This is a genomic window from Halobellus sp. LT62 (genome assembly GCF_037031285.1).
Classification (GTDB): domain Archaea; phylum Halobacteriota; class Halobacteria; order Halobacteriales; family Haloferacaceae; genus Haloquadratum; species Haloquadratum salinisoli.
Genome location: NZ_JAYEZO010000001.1, coordinates 675,014 through 691,860 on the forward strand (window position 1 = coordinate 675,014; position 16,847 = coordinate 691,860).

The 16,847-nt window shown below is 65.8% G+C and carries 17 protein-coding genes; 6 read left to right on the top strand and 11 right to left on the bottom strand.

The annotated features are described in order from the left end of the window. Positions 1-4: 4 nt before the first annotated feature. Both U5919_RS03415 and U5919_RS03420 read right to left on the bottom strand, forming a co-directional pair. On the bottom strand, positions 5-2,413 hold the full coding sequence (locus tag U5919_RS03415) for an ATP-dependent DNA helicase (protein WP_336022119.1): 2,409 nt from the start codon (positions 2,411-2,413) through the stop codon (positions 5-7). 121 nt (positions 2,414-2,534) lie between these two features. After that, positions 2,535-2,921, bottom strand: a complete 387-nt coding sequence (locus U5919_RS03420; protein ID WP_336022120.1) for an ArsR/SmtB family transcription factor — start codon at positions 2,919-2,921, stop codon at positions 2,535-2,537. 164 nt (positions 2,922-3,085) lie between these two features. Here U5919_RS03420 and U5919_RS03425 point away from each other — a divergent pair, with 164 nt between their 5' ends. Both U5919_RS03425 and moaC read left to right on the top strand, forming a co-directional pair. Continuing rightward, positions 3,086-4,519 (top strand): NAD(P)H-hydrate dehydratase, encoded by a 1,434-nt coding sequence (locus tag U5919_RS03425; RefSeq protein ID WP_336022121.1) that lies wholly within the window; start codon positions 3,086-3,088, stop codon positions 4,517-4,519. A gap of 50 nt (positions 4,520-4,569) precedes the next feature. Next, positions 4,570-5,094, top strand: coding sequence for a cyclic pyranopterin monophosphate synthase MoaC (moaC, locus tag U5919_RS03430; RefSeq protein ID WP_336023859.1), 525 nt, complete (start codon positions 4,570-4,572; stop codon positions 5,092-5,094). Between the two features lie 48 nt (positions 5,095-5,142). Here the strand turns inward: moaC and hflX are convergent, their stop codons facing one another. Continuing rightward, the gene (gene hflX, locus U5919_RS03435) at positions 5,143-6,519 is read right to left on the bottom strand and encodes a GTPase HflX (protein WP_336022123.1); all 1,377 of its coding nucleotides are present in this window, start codon (positions 6,517-6,519) and stop codon (positions 5,143-5,145) included. 233 nt (positions 6,520-6,752) lie between these two features. Here hflX and U5919_RS03440 point away from each other — a divergent pair, with 233 nt between their 5' ends. Both U5919_RS03440 and U5919_RS03445 read left to right on the top strand, forming a co-directional pair. After that, positions 6,753-7,817 (top strand): DMT family transporter, encoded by a 1,065-nt coding sequence (locus U5919_RS03440; protein WP_336022124.1) that lies wholly within the window; start codon positions 6,753-6,755, stop codon positions 7,815-7,817. 128 nt (positions 7,818-7,945) lie between these two features. Further along, positions 7,946-8,092 carry a hypothetical protein gene (locus tag U5919_RS03445; protein ID WP_336022125.1) on the top strand — a complete coding sequence of 49 codons (147 nt, stop codon included), beginning with the start codon at positions 7,946-7,948 and terminating at the stop codon, positions 8,090-8,092. A gap of 190 nt (positions 8,093-8,282) precedes the next feature. Here U5919_RS03445 and thrS read toward each other — a convergent pair whose 3' ends face one another. From thrS to U5919_RS03475, 6 genes are all read right to left on the bottom strand, one after another. Next, complete coding sequence (thrS, locus tag U5919_RS03450) at positions 8,283-10,208, bottom strand: threonine--tRNA ligase (protein ID WP_336022126.1); 1,926 nt, start codon at positions 10,206-10,208, stop codon at positions 8,283-8,285. Positions 10,209-10,286: 78 nt separating this feature from the next. Next, positions 10,287-10,835, bottom strand: a complete 549-nt coding sequence (locus U5919_RS03455; protein ID WP_336022127.1) for a hypothetical protein — start codon at positions 10,833-10,835, stop codon at positions 10,287-10,289. Between the two features lie 54 nt (positions 10,836-10,889). Continuing rightward, on the bottom strand, positions 10,890-11,699 hold the full coding sequence (locus U5919_RS03460) for an endonuclease V (protein ID WP_336022128.1): 810 nt from the start codon (positions 11,697-11,699) through the stop codon (positions 10,890-10,892). 8 nt (positions 11,700-11,707) lie between these two features. Continuing rightward, positions 11,708-12,643: a rhomboid family intramembrane serine protease gene (locus tag U5919_RS03465; RefSeq protein WP_336022129.1), complete on the bottom strand. Its 936-nt coding sequence runs from the start codon at positions 12,641-12,643 to the stop codon at positions 11,708-11,710. Between the two features lie 100 nt (positions 12,644-12,743). Then, positions 12,744-12,938 carry a hypothetical protein gene (locus U5919_RS03470; RefSeq protein WP_336022130.1) on the bottom strand — a complete coding sequence of 65 codons (195 nt, stop codon included), beginning with the start codon at positions 12,936-12,938 and terminating at the stop codon, positions 12,744-12,746. 163 nt (positions 12,939-13,101) lie between these two features. Then, a complete protein-coding gene (locus U5919_RS03475) occupies positions 13,102-13,635 on the bottom strand; it encodes an inorganic diphosphatase (RefSeq protein WP_336022131.1) in 534 nt (177 codons plus the stop codon). A 296-nt stretch (positions 13,636-13,931) separates the two neighbouring features. On the opposite strand from U5919_RS03475, the gene U5919_RS03480 reads away from it, so the two are divergent. Next, a complete protein-coding gene (locus U5919_RS03480; protein WP_336022132.1) occupies positions 13,932-14,291 on the top strand; it encodes a PadR family transcriptional regulator in 360 nt (119 codons plus the stop codon). A 36-nt stretch (positions 14,292-14,327) separates the two neighbouring features. On the opposite strand, the gene U5919_RS03485 is transcribed toward U5919_RS03480, so the two are convergent. Next, positions 14,328-15,008 (bottom strand): DUF7108 family protein, encoded by a 681-nt coding sequence (locus tag U5919_RS03485; protein WP_336022133.1) that lies wholly within the window; start codon positions 15,006-15,008, stop codon positions 14,328-14,330. Further along, the gene (gene rnhA, locus U5919_RS03490; protein WP_336022134.1) at positions 15,001-15,597 is read right to left on the bottom strand and encodes a ribonuclease HI; all 597 of its coding nucleotides are present in this window, start codon (positions 15,595-15,597) and stop codon (positions 15,001-15,003) included. Before rnhA ends, U5919_RS03485 begins: the two co-directional genes overlap by 8 nt. A gap of 200 nt (positions 15,598-15,797) precedes the next feature. Between rnhA and U5919_RS03495 the strand changes: the two genes are divergently transcribed. Beyond that, positions 15,798-16,781 (top strand): transcription initiation factor IIB, encoded by a 984-nt coding sequence (locus U5919_RS03495; RefSeq protein ID WP_336022136.1) that lies wholly within the window; start codon positions 15,798-15,800, stop codon positions 16,779-16,781. Positions 16,782-16,847: the final 66 nt, after the last annotated feature.

Sequence of the window (16,847 nt, forward strand, 5' to 3'; positions counted from 1 at the left end):
TCGATTAACGCCGCTCGTCGACGCCCGTCCAGAACCGTTCGACGCCGTATTCGAGCATGTCCGGACTGACCGGATCGAACTCCGTCCGCTCGGTCTCGGGGAGATACTCGCGGACGCTGTCCCACGAGGCCCGCGCGTAGCGCGCGTCGACCAGCGCGCGGACGCCGACCTCCTCGCGCCCGCGGATGACCCGCCCGATGGCCTGTCTGGCCTTTCTGACCGCCGGGACGGTGAGTGCCGTCTCGAAGCCGCTTCGGCCGCCCCGTCCGTCTGAGCCGAACCGTCGGTCGTACGCGGTTTTCAGCGCGCGCGTCCGGGGACTGGACGTATCGATGATCGGGACGCCACAGACGACGGCCGCGGCCAGCCGGTCGCCGCGGTAGTCGACGCCCTCGGTGAGCGTTCCCCGGAGGCTGGTCACGAGAACCTTCGGCTCGCCGCCGAAGAATTCGGCCTTCAGCGACTCGGTCTCGTCGTCGCCGGAGGACTCATCGATGAGCACCGGGCGGTCGAGCCGTTCGGTGAGCGATTCGGCCATCCACGACGCCTCCGCGTAGTTCGGCATCCCGACGAGCACGTTCCCCGGCGATCGCGCGACGTCGCAGACGGCGTCGACGTGCGCGCGTCGCGTCGGGTTCTCCTCGCTCTGTCCCCCGCGGTTTTCGTGCGTGAACTTCGGGACGTCGACGGCGAACGACGCGCGGTTCTCCGGCGGGAACGAGAGCCCGTAGGTACGGGTCTCGACCGGCCGCCCCGCGTCGGCCAGCGCGTCCAACCCCGTCACTTCGCGGAAGACGTCCATCGGCGCGAGCGTCGCCGACATCAACACGCCGCCGCCGAACTCGCCGATCCGCTCGGCGATGGCGTCCCCCGGAACGCAGTTGTGCAGTGCGAGCCGGGCGTTGTAGGCGCGTCGCCACGAGTCCGGCTGCGCCGTCTCGTCCCACGTCCGTTCGAGTTCGATCTCGCGGAAGTACGCCACGTGGTCGGTCCGCGTCCAGTTCGCGAGCGTCCGCCCGACGCCGGGGGCAGCGCGGCGAACGTCGTCTTCCTCGGCTTCGTTGAGGATGCGGGCGACGACCGCGCCGACGGATTCGGCGCGCAGCCACGCCGCCTCGTCGTAACCGGATTCCTCGGCCCACCCGGTCAGCTCGTCGACGGCGGGTTCTTCCGGCTCGCGCAGCGGGATCTCGTCGTCGTCGAGCCGTGAGAGGTCCGCCCGCCAGTCCGGAAGCGTCCGATCGAGGTGCGCCTTCACGCGCCGGTCGAGTTCCGCGCGGAGGTCGGAGACGAACTCCCGCGTCTCGCGGATCTCCCGGAGCGTGACGTCCGCGTCGGCGAGTTCCCCGCGGACGAGGTCGGCGTCGGCGCTGCCGCCGCCCCCGTGATCGCCCCCAGCAGTCTCCTTCCCGGCGTCTTCGAACTCGACGGGCTGGATAACCCGGGTCAGTTCGTTCTCGGCGTCGCGGAGCGTCGCGTCGGCGACGCCGTCGCTCACGAGGTCGCGCACGCGTGGTTCGAGCATATGCGCCTCGTCGCAGACGACGAAGGTCGTCTCGTCGACGAGCGCGCCCGTGAACGAGCCGACCGTCGTCGGGTCGAAAGCGTGGTAGTAGTTACCGAGGACGACTTCGACGTGGGGGAGCACCGCGCCCATCACCGAATGCGGACACGTGCCGTAGCCAGCGCTCAGGCGGACGAGTTCGTCGGTGTCGACGTGGCCCAATTCGGTGACGTCGAACGGGACGGCCTCGATCGGGTCGCCGTCTTCGGGCACGTCGTCGAGGAACGTCGCGTAGAAGGGGCAGTACTCGGTGTCACCGTACTCGGCCGTCTCGGGGAGGTAGGGCGTCGGCTCGCCCGCTGTCGAGAGATAGTCCGGTCCCCGCGTCGATCCCGAATCGAGGAGGCCGGTCTGCGCCTGACGGGCCTCCGAGACGAGGTTTCCGGTCGAGGTCTGGCCGCCCTCTCCCACGAGATTCCGCGTTCGCTCGCGGAGCCCCTCGCAGCGGTCGTACACCGTCTCGTCGTCGACGCCCGCGACGCCCTCGCGGCTGTAGGGGCAGACGTCCGCCTTCCCGACGAGCGTCAGCCCCGAGACGGGGTTCCAGTCGTCCGGGAGGCCGTCGTTGATCGTCCGGAGGTCCGCCTCGAACTGTCTGAGTTGCTGTTTGACGCTCGTCAGAACCAGCACGCGCTCGTAGTCGGAATCCGGGTCCCGAACGCGGTCGATACCCGCGGTGAGCGCCAGCATCGTCTTCCCCGTTCCGCAGGCACCCTCGACGACCAGAAACCCGTTCTCCTCGGCGGTCCCGACCGCCGCGTCGATACCGTCGGCTTGCTCCGGATACGGCTCGTCGTGGCCGAAGACCGCCTGCCAACTCACGTCATCCAGTCGCTGCGCCGCGTTCATATCGGTGTCGGTGACTGGCGGCGTTCCCGTATTTGAACACTCGGAAGATCGGAGGAGGAACTCGTCGTCGAGCAAACGGGCTCTCGGCGGATCGGAGGACGGACTCGGAGGGCCGAAGCGATTATTCGAGCGATCGACCGACAGTCCGGACGTCGTCGTCGTCGCCGACGCAGACGACGAACGAGTCGCGCGTCGGCGCGTACACCGTCATTTCGCGTCCTTTGACGGAGTAGCGAGTGTTGACGATGCGGACCAAGTCGGCGTCTTGGAGGTTGTCGAGGTGGTGTCGCGCGTTCTGCAGCGACGTGTCGACGGCGTCAGCGAGTTCGGATGCGGTTGCGGGGTCGTCGTGGAGGGCCGAGAGTATCGACCGGGCGTTGTCGGCGGAGAGACAAGCGATGAGCTGAGCGGCATCGGGGTCGTCGAGCGAAAGCACGCGAACGTCGCCGCCGGTCTCGTCGGCGACGCGCGACTCTGTCTCTGCCTCTGCTGGGAGCAGGCTCGACATACTACTCGAATCCGCGTTCTTCAACCTATAAGTTTCGGATTTCCGACACACTTCCAGTCACGCGTGACCGGATAGGTCACACCCGCTTTCGGAGGGGCTCCTCCCGCGGAAGTGCCGACGGTACCCACCGCCTTTTAGGGCGTTTCGACGCGAACCAAGAGGTGATGATCACGAGCGACCGGATGGCCGCGGTCGATCGCAACGCCGAGGCGCTTTCGGTCCCGCGCAAACAACTGATGGAATCCAGCGGGAACGCCGTCGCCCGCGCGGCGCGTGACCTCGTCGAACCCGGCGGACGGATCGCGATCGTGGCCGGGCGCGGCAACAACGGCGGCGACGCGTTCGTCGCGGCGCGCTTTCTGGACGCGTACGACGTCACCGTCCACCTGCTCGGCCGCCCCGAGTCGATCGCGACCGACATCGCCCGCGAGAACTGGGAGGCGCTCCGCGCCGCCGAGTACGACGCGCGACCCGTCACCGACTCAGCCGACCTCGACCTCGGCGATCCGGATCTCGCGATCGACGGGCTGTTGGGAACGGGCGTGACCGGCGCGCTACGAGAGCCGGAGGCGACCGCGGCCGGGGCGATCAACGACCTCGACGCCGCCGTCCTCTCCGTCGACGTTCCCTCCGGCGTCGACGCCGACACCGGCGAGGCCGCGGGCGTACGCGTTGACGCCGACCGCGTGGTGACGTTCCACGACGAGAAGCCGGGGCTGTCGACGCTCGACGCCGAGGTGACCGTCGCCGACATCGGCATCCCCGAGGCCGCCGAGCTGTTCACCGGCCCCGGCGACCTGCTCGCGCTCGGCCGTCCGTCCGAGAGTCATAAGGGCGACTTCGGCCAGGTGCTCGTCGTCGGCGGCGGGCCGTACACCGGCGCGCCCGCGCTCGCCGCGCAGTCGGCGCTCCGGGCCGGCGCGGACCTCGTTCGGGTCGCCTGTCCCGACGCGGTCGCCCGCGAGATACAAGGCTACAGCGAGAACCTCATCCTCCGACCGTACGACGGCGAGCGTCTCTCGCCCGAACACGTCGATCGAATTCTCGAACTGGCGGCCGACCACGACGTCACCGTGTTCGGCCCGGGACTCGGCGGTCACGAGGAGACGCTCGCGGCGGTCCGCGACTTCCTCGAACGCTACGTCGGCACGGCCGTCGTCGACGCCGACGCGCTACAGGTGGTTCCGGAAGTCGACACCGACGCCACCCTCGTCTGTACGCCGCACCAAGGCGAACTGCGAAAGATGGGTGGGGAGACCGATTCGGACTGGCGGACGCGCGCGGACCTCGTGAGCGAATTCGCGGCCGACCTCGGGCACGTCCTGCTCGTGAAAGGCGCGTACGACGTGATCACCGACGGCGCGGAGACGCGCGTGAACCGGACCGGAAACCCGGGAATGACCGTCGGCGGCACCGGCGACGTGCTCGCCGGGGCGGTCGGGGCGCTCGCGTGCGTGCTTTCTCCGCTGCAGGCCGCCGCTGTCGCGGCGTACGCGAACGGGAGCGCCGGCGACGCGGCCGTCGAGGAGAACGGCTACGGACTCCTCGCGACGGACCTGATCGACAGGTTACCCGCGGCACTTCGGAGGGACGAATAGTGACGAGCGACGAGACCCCAGTAATGACGAACGACGAGGCCACAGACGAGATGACGCACGATCCAGACGAAGACCCCGAAGAGACCGACCCCGAGGCGAGCGAACTCACCCACGTCGACGACGCGGGTGACGTCCAGATGGTCGACGTCGGCGCGAAACCCGACACGAGCCGTCGAGCCGTCGCCCGCGGGACGATCCACCTCTCGCCGTCGACGATCGAGGCGATCACAACAAACGAGATCGGCAAGGGCGACGTGCTCGCGACCGCCCGCGTCGGCGCGGTACAGGCCGTCAAGCACACGTGGGAGACGATTCCGATGTGTCATCAGATCCCGATCACCAACGTCGACACCGACTTCGCGGTCGAGGACGACCGCGTGACGCTCACGGTCGCCGTCGAGACCACCGGCAAGACGGGCTGTGAGATGGAGGCCCTAGGGGGCGTTACGACCGGGCTGAACGTCGTCTGGGATATGGTAAAGGCCGTCGAGAAGGACGACGACGGGCAGTATCCGGGGACGAAGATCGATGCCGTCGAGGTCGTCTCGAAGGAGAAGCGGCAGCTAGAGGAATAGAGAAACGGCGGCCAGCAGAGAAGCGGCGACCGGAGGAATAGCGAGGGATTACCGGCGGTCGACGCTCGCTTCCGAGGTCATTTCGTCGGGCTCGGACGTCGTGTTATCCCCGCCTGCGGACTGCGCCGGTCCGCGGAGCGCGGCGGCCTTCGAGCGCGCTTTCTCGACGATCGCCGGGCGCGCGGCGAACTCGACGAGGACCTCCTCGTCGGTGTACTCCTCGCGCTCGACGTTCCCGTGATCGTAGATCCACGAGACGAGGCTCATCGCGTCGTCCGAGAGTGGCAAGAGCAGGCGTTCCTCGCGCCATTCGGGCAGTTCGGCCTCGATCCGGTCGGTCAGTTCGGCGACGTTCTCGCCGGTCAGCCCCGAGACAGTCACGGGATTCGGCGCGAGCGCGTCGAGCGCGGCGCGTTTTTCGGCTAGCTCCTCGTCGTCGACGCGGTCGATCTTGTTGAGGACCGTCACGATCGGGGCCTCGTTGCGCTCGTACAACGTGTCGTGACAGGTGATGAGCTTCTCGCGCATCTCCTCTGTCGACTCGGAGGCGTCGACGACGAGCAACACGAGATCCGCGCGGTAGACCGAATCGAGCGTCGACTCGAAGGACTCGACGAGCCAGTGCGGCAGGTCGGAGATGAACCCGACCGTGTCGGTCAGGAGGACGTCTCTGGTTCCGGTGTCGGCGCGGCGGGTCGTCGTGCCGAGCGTCGTGAACAGGCGGTCCTCCGACTCGGCGGTCGGGTCGAGGTCGGGGTGGAGGTCCTCGTTCTCGCCGACGTCGAGGTCGTCGGCGAGCCGTCGCATCAGCGTCGACTTCCCGGCGTTCGTGTACCCCGCGAGCGCGACGAGGTCGAAGCCGGACTCCCGCCGCTGCTCGCGTCGGGTCTCCTCCTTGTCGGCGATGGTGTCGAGCTCCTGTTTGATCCGCGAGATCTGGGCTTTGATGTCCCGCTCGCGACTCTCGTCGTACTCGCCGAGCCCCATGAATCCGGGGCGCTCGTCGCGCTTGGCCAGCGACGCCTTCGCCTCCGCGCGCGGGAGTTCGTACCGGAGTTCGGCGAGTTCGACCTGCAACTGCGCTTTCCGGGTGTTCGCGCGCTGGCCGAAGATCTCCAGAATGAGCGTGAAGCGGTCGATCACCCCGACGCCCTCGGGGAGCGCCCCGCCGATGTTGTACGTCTGGTAGGGCCCAAGCCGGTTGTCGACGACGACGGCCGCGGCGTCGGTCTCGCGGACCAGCGCCGCGAGTTCGTCGACCTTCCCCTCGCCGAAGTGGTAGGCGGCGTCCTCCTCGCGCGACTGCGAGAGCTGCCCGACGACCTCGTATCCGGCCGCGCTCGCGAGCTCTGCGATCTCGGTCAGATCCGCGATCTCGCCGCCGTCGACCCGCTTTGCGACGACGACGGGGTCCGAACCGCTCATAACTCCGCCGCGAACGCGGTGGGTTCGCTGTGTTTCACCTGCACTGTCTACCTAGGGGTACGCGGCCGAACCACTTGAACGCTACCCGAGACCAACTCGAAAACAGATCAACGTTTCGTGTCTGTGTTACGCAACCACTCAGCTAGAACACCACTTTCCCGTTTCTGAAACGATCTATCACTCGTATCTTGTAGTTAAATTTAAACCCGCGCAGATATAAGAGATGACACTCAATGATACGTCGGATTCGTTCCCAATTTCTCCCACCTGACGCGGCGTTGTTCGTCGCGCTCGCGACGGCGTGGGGGCTGTCGTTCGTCGCCATCGAAGCCGGACTCGCCTACGTCCCGCCGCTGTACTTCGCGGGCGTTCGGTACGCGCTCGCCGGGGTGCTCGTCCTCGCGTACGCCGCGCTCACGACCGATCGCGTGCGGCCGCACGGTCGAACCGAGTGGTTGAACGTGGCCGTCGTCGGCGTCTTCCTCGTCGGCGGGTACCACGCGCTCCTCTATATCGGGCAGCTCTCGGTTCCCGGCCCCGTCGCCGCGGTGATCGTGAGCCTCTCGCCGGTTCTCACCGCGGCACTCGCGGCGGCGCTCTTGGACGACTCGCTGGACTGGCTCGCCGGCGTCGGCTTCCTCCTCGGACTCGTCGGCGTCGCCGTCGTCGCCGACTTCAATCCCGCGAACCTCCTCGATAGCGACCTCCTCGGGATCGCGATCCTGTTCGTCGCCGCGGGCAGCTTCGCGCTCGGATCGGTGCTGTCGACGCCGCTTCGCACGACACTCGCGGACGTGTCGATGCAGGCGTGGGCGATGCTGCTCGGCGCGGCGGCGCTGTTCGCGGGCTCGATCGCTCGCGGCGAAGCCGTCGCGACCGTCGAGTGGTCGACGACCGCGCTGGCTGCCTTGGCGTATCTGACAATCATCTCGGGCGTGATCGGCTTCCTCATCTACTTCGCGCTCCACGAGCGCGTCGGCCCGACCGAGAGCAACCTCGTGAGCTACTTCCAGCCGATCGTCGCCGCGCTCGGCGCGTGGGTGCTGTTCGGCCAGACGGTGAGCGCGACAACCGTCTTCGGCTTCCTCGGTATCTTCGCCGGCTTCCTGCTCGTGAAACACGAGGTCGTCGGCGCGCGTCTGGGCGTGGGAGCGATTCGATTCGAACCGCGGAACCCGATACTGGCCTTTAGTTTCCGGGTGATCGAACGCGGACACGGCCTCACATTCGAGCGTGACGTCGCCGCCGAGGAGTTGTACGGGTCGACGACGAGCGGGTACGGGTACGACGCCGACTGACGACAGGCATCACAGAACGCGTTACGGGGTCGTTTTCAGTTTCAGTTCTAGGAGCCAGCGCGAGATCGCTCGTGCATATCGAGCAGACTGGGAAGCATCTATACCCGGCTGGCGACGGGAACTCGCGTATGGCAATTCGGTCGACAATCGGCTGGTCGCTCATCACGTCGGGTATCGTCACCCTCCTACTCGTATTTCTCCCGTATCCGTCCTTCTATTGGGGTCTCGGTCTCCTCGTCGTCGGGATTCTCATATTCGTCACCCGTCGGACGTAGCGAGCGGCTCACCGCCGACGAGCGGCCGAAGGCCGCGAGTTCGGCGGCATTTTTCCCTCCACCGTGAGACGCTTCGCGCCTCACGAGCTTCGCTTCGCTCCGCTCAGCGAAACAGGTTTTTGTACGGTGGGTTCCCGCAGCGAACGCAGTGAGCGAGGAAACCCACCGCTAGAAAAAGGTGGGTGGGAGTCTAGTGATCGATGAAGTCGGGCTCGATCCGCTTTTCGGCGTACTCGCTGTCGAGGTGCGCGCGGAACGTCTCGACGTCGACGTCCTGCCGCTCGCGCTCCTTGCGGTCGCGCACCGAGATCGTTCCCGCTCCCTCCTCGTCGCCGCCGACGACGATCATGTACGGGACGCGATCCTCTTGGGCCTCGCGGATCTTCCGGCCGAGCGTCCACGAGCGGTCTTCGACCGAGGTTCGAAAGTCGCCGAGTTCGTTCTTGACCCGGTGGGCGTAGCCCAACTGGTCGTCGCTGATCGGGAGGACGCGGACCTGTTCGGGCGCGAGCCAGAGCGGGAACTTCCCGTCGAAGTGCTCGATGAGCACCATAAAGAAGCGCTCGTAGGAGCCGTACAGGGCGCGGTGGATCATCACCGGACGGTGCTCCTCGTTGTCCTCGCCCGTGTAGGAGAGCTCGAAGCGCTCGGGCATATTGAAGTCGAGCTGGACCGTCGGCCCGTCCCACTTTCGCCCGAGAGCGTCCTCGAAGGCGAAGTCGATCTTCGGGCCGTAAAAGGCCCCGTCGCCGGGTTCGAGGTCGTAGTCGATGCCTTGGTTTTCCAGCACCGAGCGCAGTTGCGTTTCGGCCTGCTCCCAGATCTCGTCACCGCCGACTGACTTCTCCGGGCGCGTCGCGAGCGCGACGTGGGCGTCGAGGTCGAAGGTGTCGAGCACCTCGTAGATCGCGTCCATCACCTGATTGACCTCCCCTTCGATCTGCTCGGGGCGACAGAACAGGTGGCCGTCGTCGATGGTGAACGACCACACGCGCGAGAGCCCCGACAGTTCGCCGCGCTGCTCTTTTCTGTACACTTTGCCGTCCTCGAAGTAGCGAACGGGAAGGTCGCGGTAGGACCACGACTTCTGATCGAAGATCGTGGCGTGCCCTGGGCAGTTCATCGGCTTTAGCCCGTACTCCTCGTCGTTGACGTCCATCAGGAACATGTCGTCGACGTAGTTGTCGTAATGTCCCGACTTCTTCCACAGCTCCGTCCGGAACAGGTGCGGCGTCTCGACGGGGTCGTAGCCGGCGTCCAGATTCAGCGAGCGCGCGTAGTCGCCGAGTTCGTCGAGGATCTTCTTCCCGTTGGGGTGATACAGGGGCAGGCCCGGCCCCGTGACCTCCGGAATCGAGAACAGATCCAGCTCTTGACCGAGCTTTCGGTGATCGCGCTCTGCGGCCTCCTCCCGCAGCGTGAGGTAGTCTTCGAGGTCAGACTCCGACTCGAAGGCCGTGCCGTACACGCGCGTCAGCGTATCCTCGTCCTCGTCGCCGCGCCAGTACGCAGACGAGATGTTCAGCAGTTTCACCGCGCCGATTTCGCCGGCCGAATCGACGTGGGGGCCCTGACAGAGGTCTGCGAAGTCGCCTTGGACGTAGAAGGAGACGGGATCCTCACCGGCGGCCTCGTCGTCGAGAATCTCGCGCTTGTAGCGGTTGTCCGCGTACGTCTCGAAGGCCTCCTCGCGGGAGCGCATCTCGCGCTCGATCGGGAGGTCCTCCTCGATGATCGACTCCATCTCGGCTTCGATCTCCGCGAGGTCGTCGGCGTCGAGGTCGACGTTCGTCACGTCGTAGTAGAAGCCCTCGTCCGTCGGCGGCCCGATCGCGAGCTTCGCCTCGGGATAGAGGCGCTGCAGCGCCTGCGCGAAGACGTGTGCGGCGGAGTGGCGCAGGACTCGGAGGTACTCGTCGCTCTGATCGGTCACGATGACGATCTCCGCGCCGTCGTGAACGGGGGCGGCCTTGTCGACGAGTTCGCCGTCGACGACGCCCGCGACCGTGTCGCGACCGAGTCCGGGTCCGATCTCGTAGGCGACGTCCTCGACCGTCGCGCCCTCCGCGACGGACAGTTCCGAGCCGTCCGGGAGGCGGACAACGATTTCGCTCATACGCGTTCGGAGTGCGAGCGCACGAATAAGTGTTTTCGAGTCGCCGGAGACGGGACGCGAATCGACATCAGGGACCTGTCAGCAGATCGCGTAGTAGGGGTACAACTCGCCGTTCTCGGTGATCTCGACGTGAGCGCTCCCGTAGCATTTGTTCGTCTCGGTGGTCACGCTCTCGGTCGTGTTCATCGCGGTCGCGATCACTCGGAACGACTCGACGCCGTCGGGGTTGGCGTCAGCGAGGTTGTACACCTCGCGGTCAGCGCCCGGTTCGAAGGTCGACGTCTCGTCGTAGACGGTCTCGTTCGTCGCCTCTCGGACGACCTGAATGCGGATCTCGACGGACTGATTCCAGCGGTTCTCAACGTACACTGCCTTGTCGGGATCGGGCTCCTCGGACCAGCCCGCGGTCCCCTCGAACGTCGATGGCGGACGGGTCTGCTCACCCGGCGTCGGCCCGGGCGATGATCTGTCGGTCGCTGATGAGTCCGTAATCACCGTTCGGGGTTCCGCCGTCGGGGGCGGCGTCGGCGTCTCCGACTCGGGGCCGTCCGCTGGCACGCCGCCCAGACAGCCGGCTGTGAGCAGGAGAAGGCTCAAAACGATCGTCACGCGCTTCGGGACCGTCATACCGATTCCAACGGTGACTGGTAGAAAGGGCTTTGTGGTGATTCAAACGGCCGTTTAACTCTGTGCGTCCGGCAGTTCGCGCTTCACGTCGTCGGCGTAGGCGTCCGCGAGCCGGGTCGGTTCCGGGAGCTTGTACCCCTCACAGAGCCGCTCGACGAGGTCCGTCGCGGTGTCGACGCTCACGCGGTGACCGGGGCTCACGTAGAGCGGATTGACGATCGGTCGCGACTCGTACTGTCGGGACTGCAGGGCGTGACCGATTCTTTCGCCGGGTTCCGCGTTCTCGACGTCCTCGTCCGCGCGGATCGCCGTCCGCCATCCCTCGGGCCGTCCGTCGACGTCGGCGTCGGGCGTCCCGCAGAGCAGCCCCTTCGCGACGCCGACGCTCGGGAGGTCGAGTATGACGCCGATGTGGGTCGCCAACCCGGCCTGTCGGTAATGAATTCGACCGCTGCCGTCGAAGACGACGAGGTCCGGCTCACAGGACAGCGCCTCGAACGCGGCGAGGATCGGCCCGCCCTCACGGAACGCCAGCAGCCCGGGAATGTAGGGTATTTCGAGGTCGGTGACGGCGTGAGCCCGCTCGACGACCTCGTCGCCGCGGCGGACGACCACGACGCTGACGGCGCGGTCGTCGAGGAACGCCTGATCGACGCCGGCGACGAGGGGGGTGAAATCGGCGTCACCGGCCGTCGTGAGCCGTCGCTGGGCGTCGTCGACGGCAGCGGCTCCGACGCGCTCGGGATCGAAATCGAACGCGTCCGTCCACGTCGCCGCCGCGGCGACCTCCCGTTGCAGCGACTCCATCTCCTCGCGGGTCAGCGACGCGTCGGGGACGAACTGGGAATTGACGGGGGAGATCATCGCCGCTTTCAGAACCGCCGTCCGGGACCGCCCATCCCGCCGCCACCGCCGCCGCGCCCGAACTGCAGGGAGCTGGGGACGCCGACGCGGCCCTTCACGCGCACGCCGTAGAGCAATCCGACGAGGAGCCCCGCGAGGTGGGCGAGGTGAGCGACGTTGCCGCCGGTGAGGCCCGCTCCGGCGGCGACGCCGAAGCCAGCGATGATACTGAACGCCGCGAAACCGAAGGTCAGCACCCACAGCGGCATCGGGATGATGAAGTACAGATACACCTTCAGGTTCGGGTTCAACACGGTGAGCACGCCGAGGACGCCCATAATCGCGCCCGACGCGCCGACGACGCCCGCGCCGAACGGGCCGACGGTCAGCAGCGTCGAGAACACCTGTGCGAGTCCGGCGACGATCCCCGCGCCGAAGAAGAGCGCCGTGAAGCGCTTCGTGTCGAGATAGCGCTCGACGACGGGGCCGAAGAAGTACAGCGCGATGCTGTTGAACGCGATGTGCGTGAAGCCGCCGTGGGCGAACATCGACGTGATCCACGTCCAGACGTACTCGATGTGGCCGGGCGAGAGCACGAACACCGCCTGCCAGAGGCTGCTCCGCGGCGACGCGCCCAGCAGGATGGGAAAGACGAAGAACTGTAAGGCGAACGTGAGCCACATCGCGCCGAGGAAGACGTAGCTCATATTCCCGCGGAAGTACCCGAGGGGGCCGCCGGTCCCGGTGATCCGATCGAGGACGCCGTCGGACCCTGACGTTCTCCCGGTGTTTTGCACGGAGGCGTCGAACCCGCTGTCGAACACGCCAGAGGGGTCGTTCCACTCGGAGAGCCCCGGACAGTCGTGGTTCTCCGGAAGCCGGTGCTCGGCGCAGAAGGAGTTGCCGCACCGACGGCACTGGTACGGCAAGTTTTCGTGTGCCCCGCACTGGTCGCAGGTAGCCATCACTCCCCGTAGTCGCGGCGGAAGTAAAAGCGGTTCCCCTCGACTCGTCGGCGTCGCGTGAATATCTCCGCCGAGACTCGCTGGAGAGTTTTGCGGTGAACTACGCGTTCCCCGACTTGGATCGCCAGTGGGCAGCGTCGTCAGCAGGGAGTACGGCCTCGTCGGTCGATGCCTCTGCGTCGTCGGTCTCGCGAGGCGGTCGCGGGACGACCGTCGGGTGGTCGACGCCGAGGCGCGGGCGGTCTGCACTCATCGCGATGGGGCGTTCGAACGCCGCGATCAAAAGATTACCCATACGCATAATACATCGAAGAACGGGGGAGAGATTACCTGTAGGTATGTCGGAGAGAGACGAGTGTCCGAGAATCGACTGGCAGCGGAGTCAGTGCGCCCGCTCGTGGGCGATTCACAAAAAGCGAAAGTTTCAGATCGAATCCGCCGGTATCCGAATTTCTGCGTTACGCGAAGTTCTCTTCGTAGAGGTCCATCGCGTGCTCGACGGCGTCCTTCGCGGCGTCGGCGTCCTGCCAGCCGAGGGTCTCGGTCTGCTTACCCGCTTCGAGGTTCTTGTACGTCTCGAAGAACTCGGCGATCTCGGCTTTCTGCTGGTCGGTGAGGTCGTCGACGTCTTCGACCTCGTCGTAGCGCGGATCCTCTGCGGGCACGGCGATGACCTTATCGTCCTTCTCACCGTCGTCGTCCATTTCCATCAGCGCAACCGGACGCGCCTCGATGATGCAGCCGGGGAACGTCTGGTCCTCGACGAGCACGAGGATGTCGAAGGGGTCCTCGTCGTCGTAGTACGTCTGCGGGAGGAATCCGTAGTCGGAGGGGTAGTGGACGTTCGAGTGGAGGACTCGGTCGAGGACGACGCCCGGGACGTCCTTGTCGTACTCGTATTTGTTCCGCTCGCCTTTCAGACATTCTACGACGGCGTAGACGACATCCGGCGCGTCCGGGCCGGTCTCGATGTCTTCCCAGAGGTTCGTCATACCTGTGCTCTTTCCGAACGAGGAAAAAGGCCTTTCGCATCGTCGCCAACGACCGCTACCACCGAACTGTCCCGTATTACGGGACGGTATGACACGTGATATCAGGATATACTCCACTAGTATTCGTACAAGAATATCCAAATCGGACAACTGTCCGACAAGAACGACTCACTAGTGTCCAGAAGTGGTGACTGAAAGTGGATAAATCTAGAACGATGGGCCGTTAAACAGTCGAATTACCCTAACAAACGTCTGAGTTGAGAAGGGTTATATATCCCGACGCCATTCTCACTGGTATGTCAGAGGCACAAACAGTTACTGACAGAGATAGCGTGGTGCGCGACCTCACGGCGTTTCAGCAGAACATTCTGGTGATTCTCGCGGAGGAACCGATGTACGGGCTCGCGATCAAGCGACATCTCGAATCGTATTACGGGACGGAAGTGAACCACGGTCGGCTCTACCCCAACCTCGACGACCTCGTCGAGATGGGGCTCGTCGAAAAGAGCGAACTCGACAAACGGACGAACCAGTACGAGCTCACCGAGGAGGGCCACGACGCGCTCCTCGATCAGTTCGACTGGATGTTCGGGAAGTTCGTCGCCGACGACGACCGCGCCGACGAACTCGCAGACCTCGTCGAAGCGCACCGATAACGGCGTTCGACGAGCGAACCGACACCGGCGTCCAGTTCAGGTTCCGGGCACTTCGTCGCCGACGTCGTCCACGAGGGCGATGCTCTCGGCGACGATGGACTCCTGTTCTTTCGACGGCCACGCGTTGCGAGGGTAATACTCCGTGAGGAACTCCTCTCGCTCGTCGTCGGTGGCGTCGTCGACGCGTTTCAGGTAGTGATTTCCCATAAAGTCCGCGAACGCGCGGACGTTCGTGGCGTGATCGGGGCCGTATTCGGCTTCGACGGCCTCGACGATCGCCTGATTCGCCTCCTCGACGGCCTCCCAGTCGGCACCGAGGTCCGGGCCGGACAGCGACACCTCGACGGCGCGGTCGGTGTCGTCGATCCGATCGAACTGCACGACGCTGTCGTCGACCCACTCCTCGGGGTAGAGGACGAGCGTGTCGTCCTCCCCGCGGACACGCGGGGTGAAGCTATGTTCTTCGACGAGTTCGTCGCGGCGTTCTCGGTAGGCCGCCGCGGCGTCTTCGACGGCGGCCTCCTCGGCCAGTCGCGTCAGTCGCTCGGCCTCGTCGACGACGTCCTCGGGGACCTCGCTCTCCGTTTCCGTCTCGCTTGCTGTTTCTGTCTTTTCTTTGCCCTCCGTCTCCGCTTCGGCCGACTCGACTGCGGCCCCGTCCGTGTGAGCGGTCGTCTCTTCGTCGGTCTCACGCTTCGCCGGGTGTTCATCAGCCATCGTCCAACGCCTCGTTGGCCAGTGAGTCGGCGCGCTCGTTTACCTCTCTCGGTACGTGTTCGATCGACCACCGGTCGAACGACGAGAGGAGTTCCAGCACGCGAACGCGACGCTCCCGGAGCTCGGGGTTGTTGGTGTCGTACTCGCCGCGCACCTGTCGCACGATCAACTGGGAGTCCCCGCGGACGTCGACCTCGTCGAACCCGTAGTCGCTCGCGGCTTCGAGGGCCCGTTCGAGCGCCGCGTACTCCGCGCGGTTGTTCGTCGTCTCATCGATTCGCTCGCCGCCTTCGGCGACGATGCCGTCGCTCGTGACGATCGCCCACCCGATCGCGGCGGGGCCGGGATTGCCGCGGCTCGCGCCGTCGAAATACACGTGTGCTCGACCGCCCGCCTCCGACCGGAGCAGCGCGAGCAGGTCCGTCGGCCGCGACCCCTGCACCACCACCTTGTCGCCGTAGGCGACCGCGGTCGCATCGCCTCGCTCGGCGCGCCAGCGTTCGTATTCGGTGTTTCCCGCCTCGACTGCGACACCCGCGGCTTCGAGTCGCTCGCGGGCGACGTCCGGGTCGCACTCCACACTCGGCATAGCGGAGGGTAGCGGAGGAGCGGAAAGAAGGGTTCGATGTCGGCGACGGGTTGTCGATTTCGGACCGTGCGGCGGACATCGATGGCACCGCTGACCGCTCTGTCGTCGACACGCGGGGTGGTTGGCGGCAGTGGAGACGGGGCCACACCCCATTTCGGCAAAGGGTTTAAATTTCGCGAGACGGCGAATATAAAAATGCGATGACACGGCCCACCCGCCAGCGGGAACAGGACGGTGAGCGGACGCGATGGCAGGGAGCGCGCGAGGAAGCGGACGAAAACGAAACCGACGACATCGATTTCGAGGAAATGGACGAGGAGGACCTCGTCCGGACGGGAGACGGCGAACTCATCCACGAACCGACCGGCATCGTCGTCGAAGAAGAGCAGATCGATCCCGGTCCGGAGTGGCGGGCGTTCAACCACTCCGAGCGACAGGAGAAATCGCGCGTGGGCGCGCCGACCACGCAGACGATGCACGATAAGGGGCTGACGACGACGATCGACTGGAAGGACAAAGACGCCTACGGTCGCTCGATCTCCTCACGCAAGCGTTCGCAGATGCACCGCCTCCGGAAGTGGCAGGAGCGAATCCGGACGAAGGACGCGGGCGAGCGCAACCTCCAGTTCGCGCTTTCGGAAATCGATCGGATGGCCTCCGCGCTGGGCGTTCCTCGGTCGGTGCGGGAGGTCGCTTCCGTCATCTACCGCCGCGCGCTCAACGAGGATCTCATCCGCGGGCGCTCCATCGAGGGCGTCGCCACCTCCGCGCTCTACGCCGCCTGTCGAAAGGAGGGCATCCCACGCTCGCTAGAGGAAATCGCCGACGTCTCGCGGGTCGACAGAAAGGAGATCGGTCGGACGTACCGCTACATCTCCCAAGAACTGGGACTGGAGATGCGGCCGGTAGACCCGAAGAAATACGTTCCGCGGTTCTGTTCGGAACTCGAGCTCTCGAAGGAGGTCCAATCGAAGGCCGACGAGATCATCGAGACGACATCGGAGAAGGGACTGCTCTCGGGGAAATCGCCGACCGGCTTCGCCGCGGCCGCGATCTACGCCGCGTCGCTGCTCTGCAACGAGAAGAAGACCCAACGCGAGGTCGCAGACGTCGCGCAGGTGACCGAGGTCACCATCCGAAACCGGTATCAAGAGCAGATCGAAGCGATGGGGCTCCATAGCTGAGACTCGAGACGCGTGTCGCACCCTACGCTGCGACGGCGCACAGACCTCCGACGACAAGCGCGGAAC

Bases quoted from the DNA above. Each gene is read 5' to 3' on its own strand.
- U5919_RS03415 (WP_336022119.1), bottom strand. From the start codon at position 2,413: ATGAACGCGGCGCAGCGACTGGATGACGTGAGTTGGCAGGCGGTCTTC.
- U5919_RS03420 (WP_336022120.1), bottom strand. From the start codon at position 2,921: ATGTCGAGCCTGCTCCCAGCAGAGGCAGAGACAGAGTCGCGCGTCGCC.
- U5919_RS03425 (WP_336022121.1), top strand. From the start codon at position 3,086: ATGATCACGAGCGACCGGATGGCCGCGGTCGATCGCAACGCCGAGGCG.
- moaC (WP_336023859.1), top strand. From the start codon at position 4,570: ATGACGCACGATCCAGACGAAGACCCCGAAGAGACCGACCCCGAGGCG.
- hflX (WP_336022123.1), bottom strand. From the start codon at position 6,519: ATGAGCGGTTCGGACCCCGTCGTCGTCGCAAAGCGGGTCGACGGCGGC.
- U5919_RS03440 (WP_336022124.1), top strand. From the start codon at position 6,753: ATGATACGTCGGATTCGTTCCCAATTTCTCCCACCTGACGCGGCGTTG.
- U5919_RS03445 (WP_336022125.1), top strand. From the start codon at position 7,946: ATGGCAATTCGGTCGACAATCGGCTGGTCGCTCATCACGTCGGGTATC.
- thrS (WP_336022126.1), bottom strand. From the start codon at position 10,208: ATGAGCGAAATCGTTGTCCGCCTCCCGGACGGCTCGGAACTGTCCGTC.
- U5919_RS03455 (WP_336022127.1), bottom strand. From the start codon at position 10,835: ATGACGGTCCCGAAGCGCGTGACGATCGTTTTGAGCCTTCTCCTGCTC.
- U5919_RS03460 (WP_336022128.1), bottom strand. From the start codon at position 11,699: ATGATCTCCCCCGTCAATTCCCAGTTCGTCCCCGACGCGTCGCTGACC.
- U5919_RS03465 (WP_336022129.1), bottom strand. From the start codon at position 12,643: ATGGCTACCTGCGACCAGTGCGGGGCACACGAAAACTTGCCGTACCAG.
- U5919_RS03470 (WP_336022130.1), bottom strand. From the start codon at position 12,938: ATGGGTAATCTTTTGATCGCGGCGTTCGAACGCCCCATCGCGATGAGT.
- U5919_RS03475 (WP_336022131.1), bottom strand. From the start codon at position 13,635: ATGACGAACCTCTGGGAAGACATCGAGACCGGCCCGGACGCGCCGGAT.
- U5919_RS03480 (WP_336022132.1), top strand. From the start codon at position 13,932: ATGTCAGAGGCACAAACAGTTACTGACAGAGATAGCGTGGTGCGCGAC.
- U5919_RS03485 (WP_336022133.1), bottom strand. From the start codon at position 15,008: ATGGCTGATGAACACCCGGCGAAGCGTGAGACCGACGAAGAGACGACC.
- rnhA (WP_336022134.1), bottom strand. From the start codon at position 15,597: ATGCCGAGTGTGGAGTGCGACCCGGACGTCGCCCGCGAGCGACTCGAA.
- U5919_RS03495 (WP_336022136.1), top strand. From the start codon at position 15,798: ATGACACGGCCCACCCGCCAGCGGGAACAGGACGGTGAGCGGACGCGA.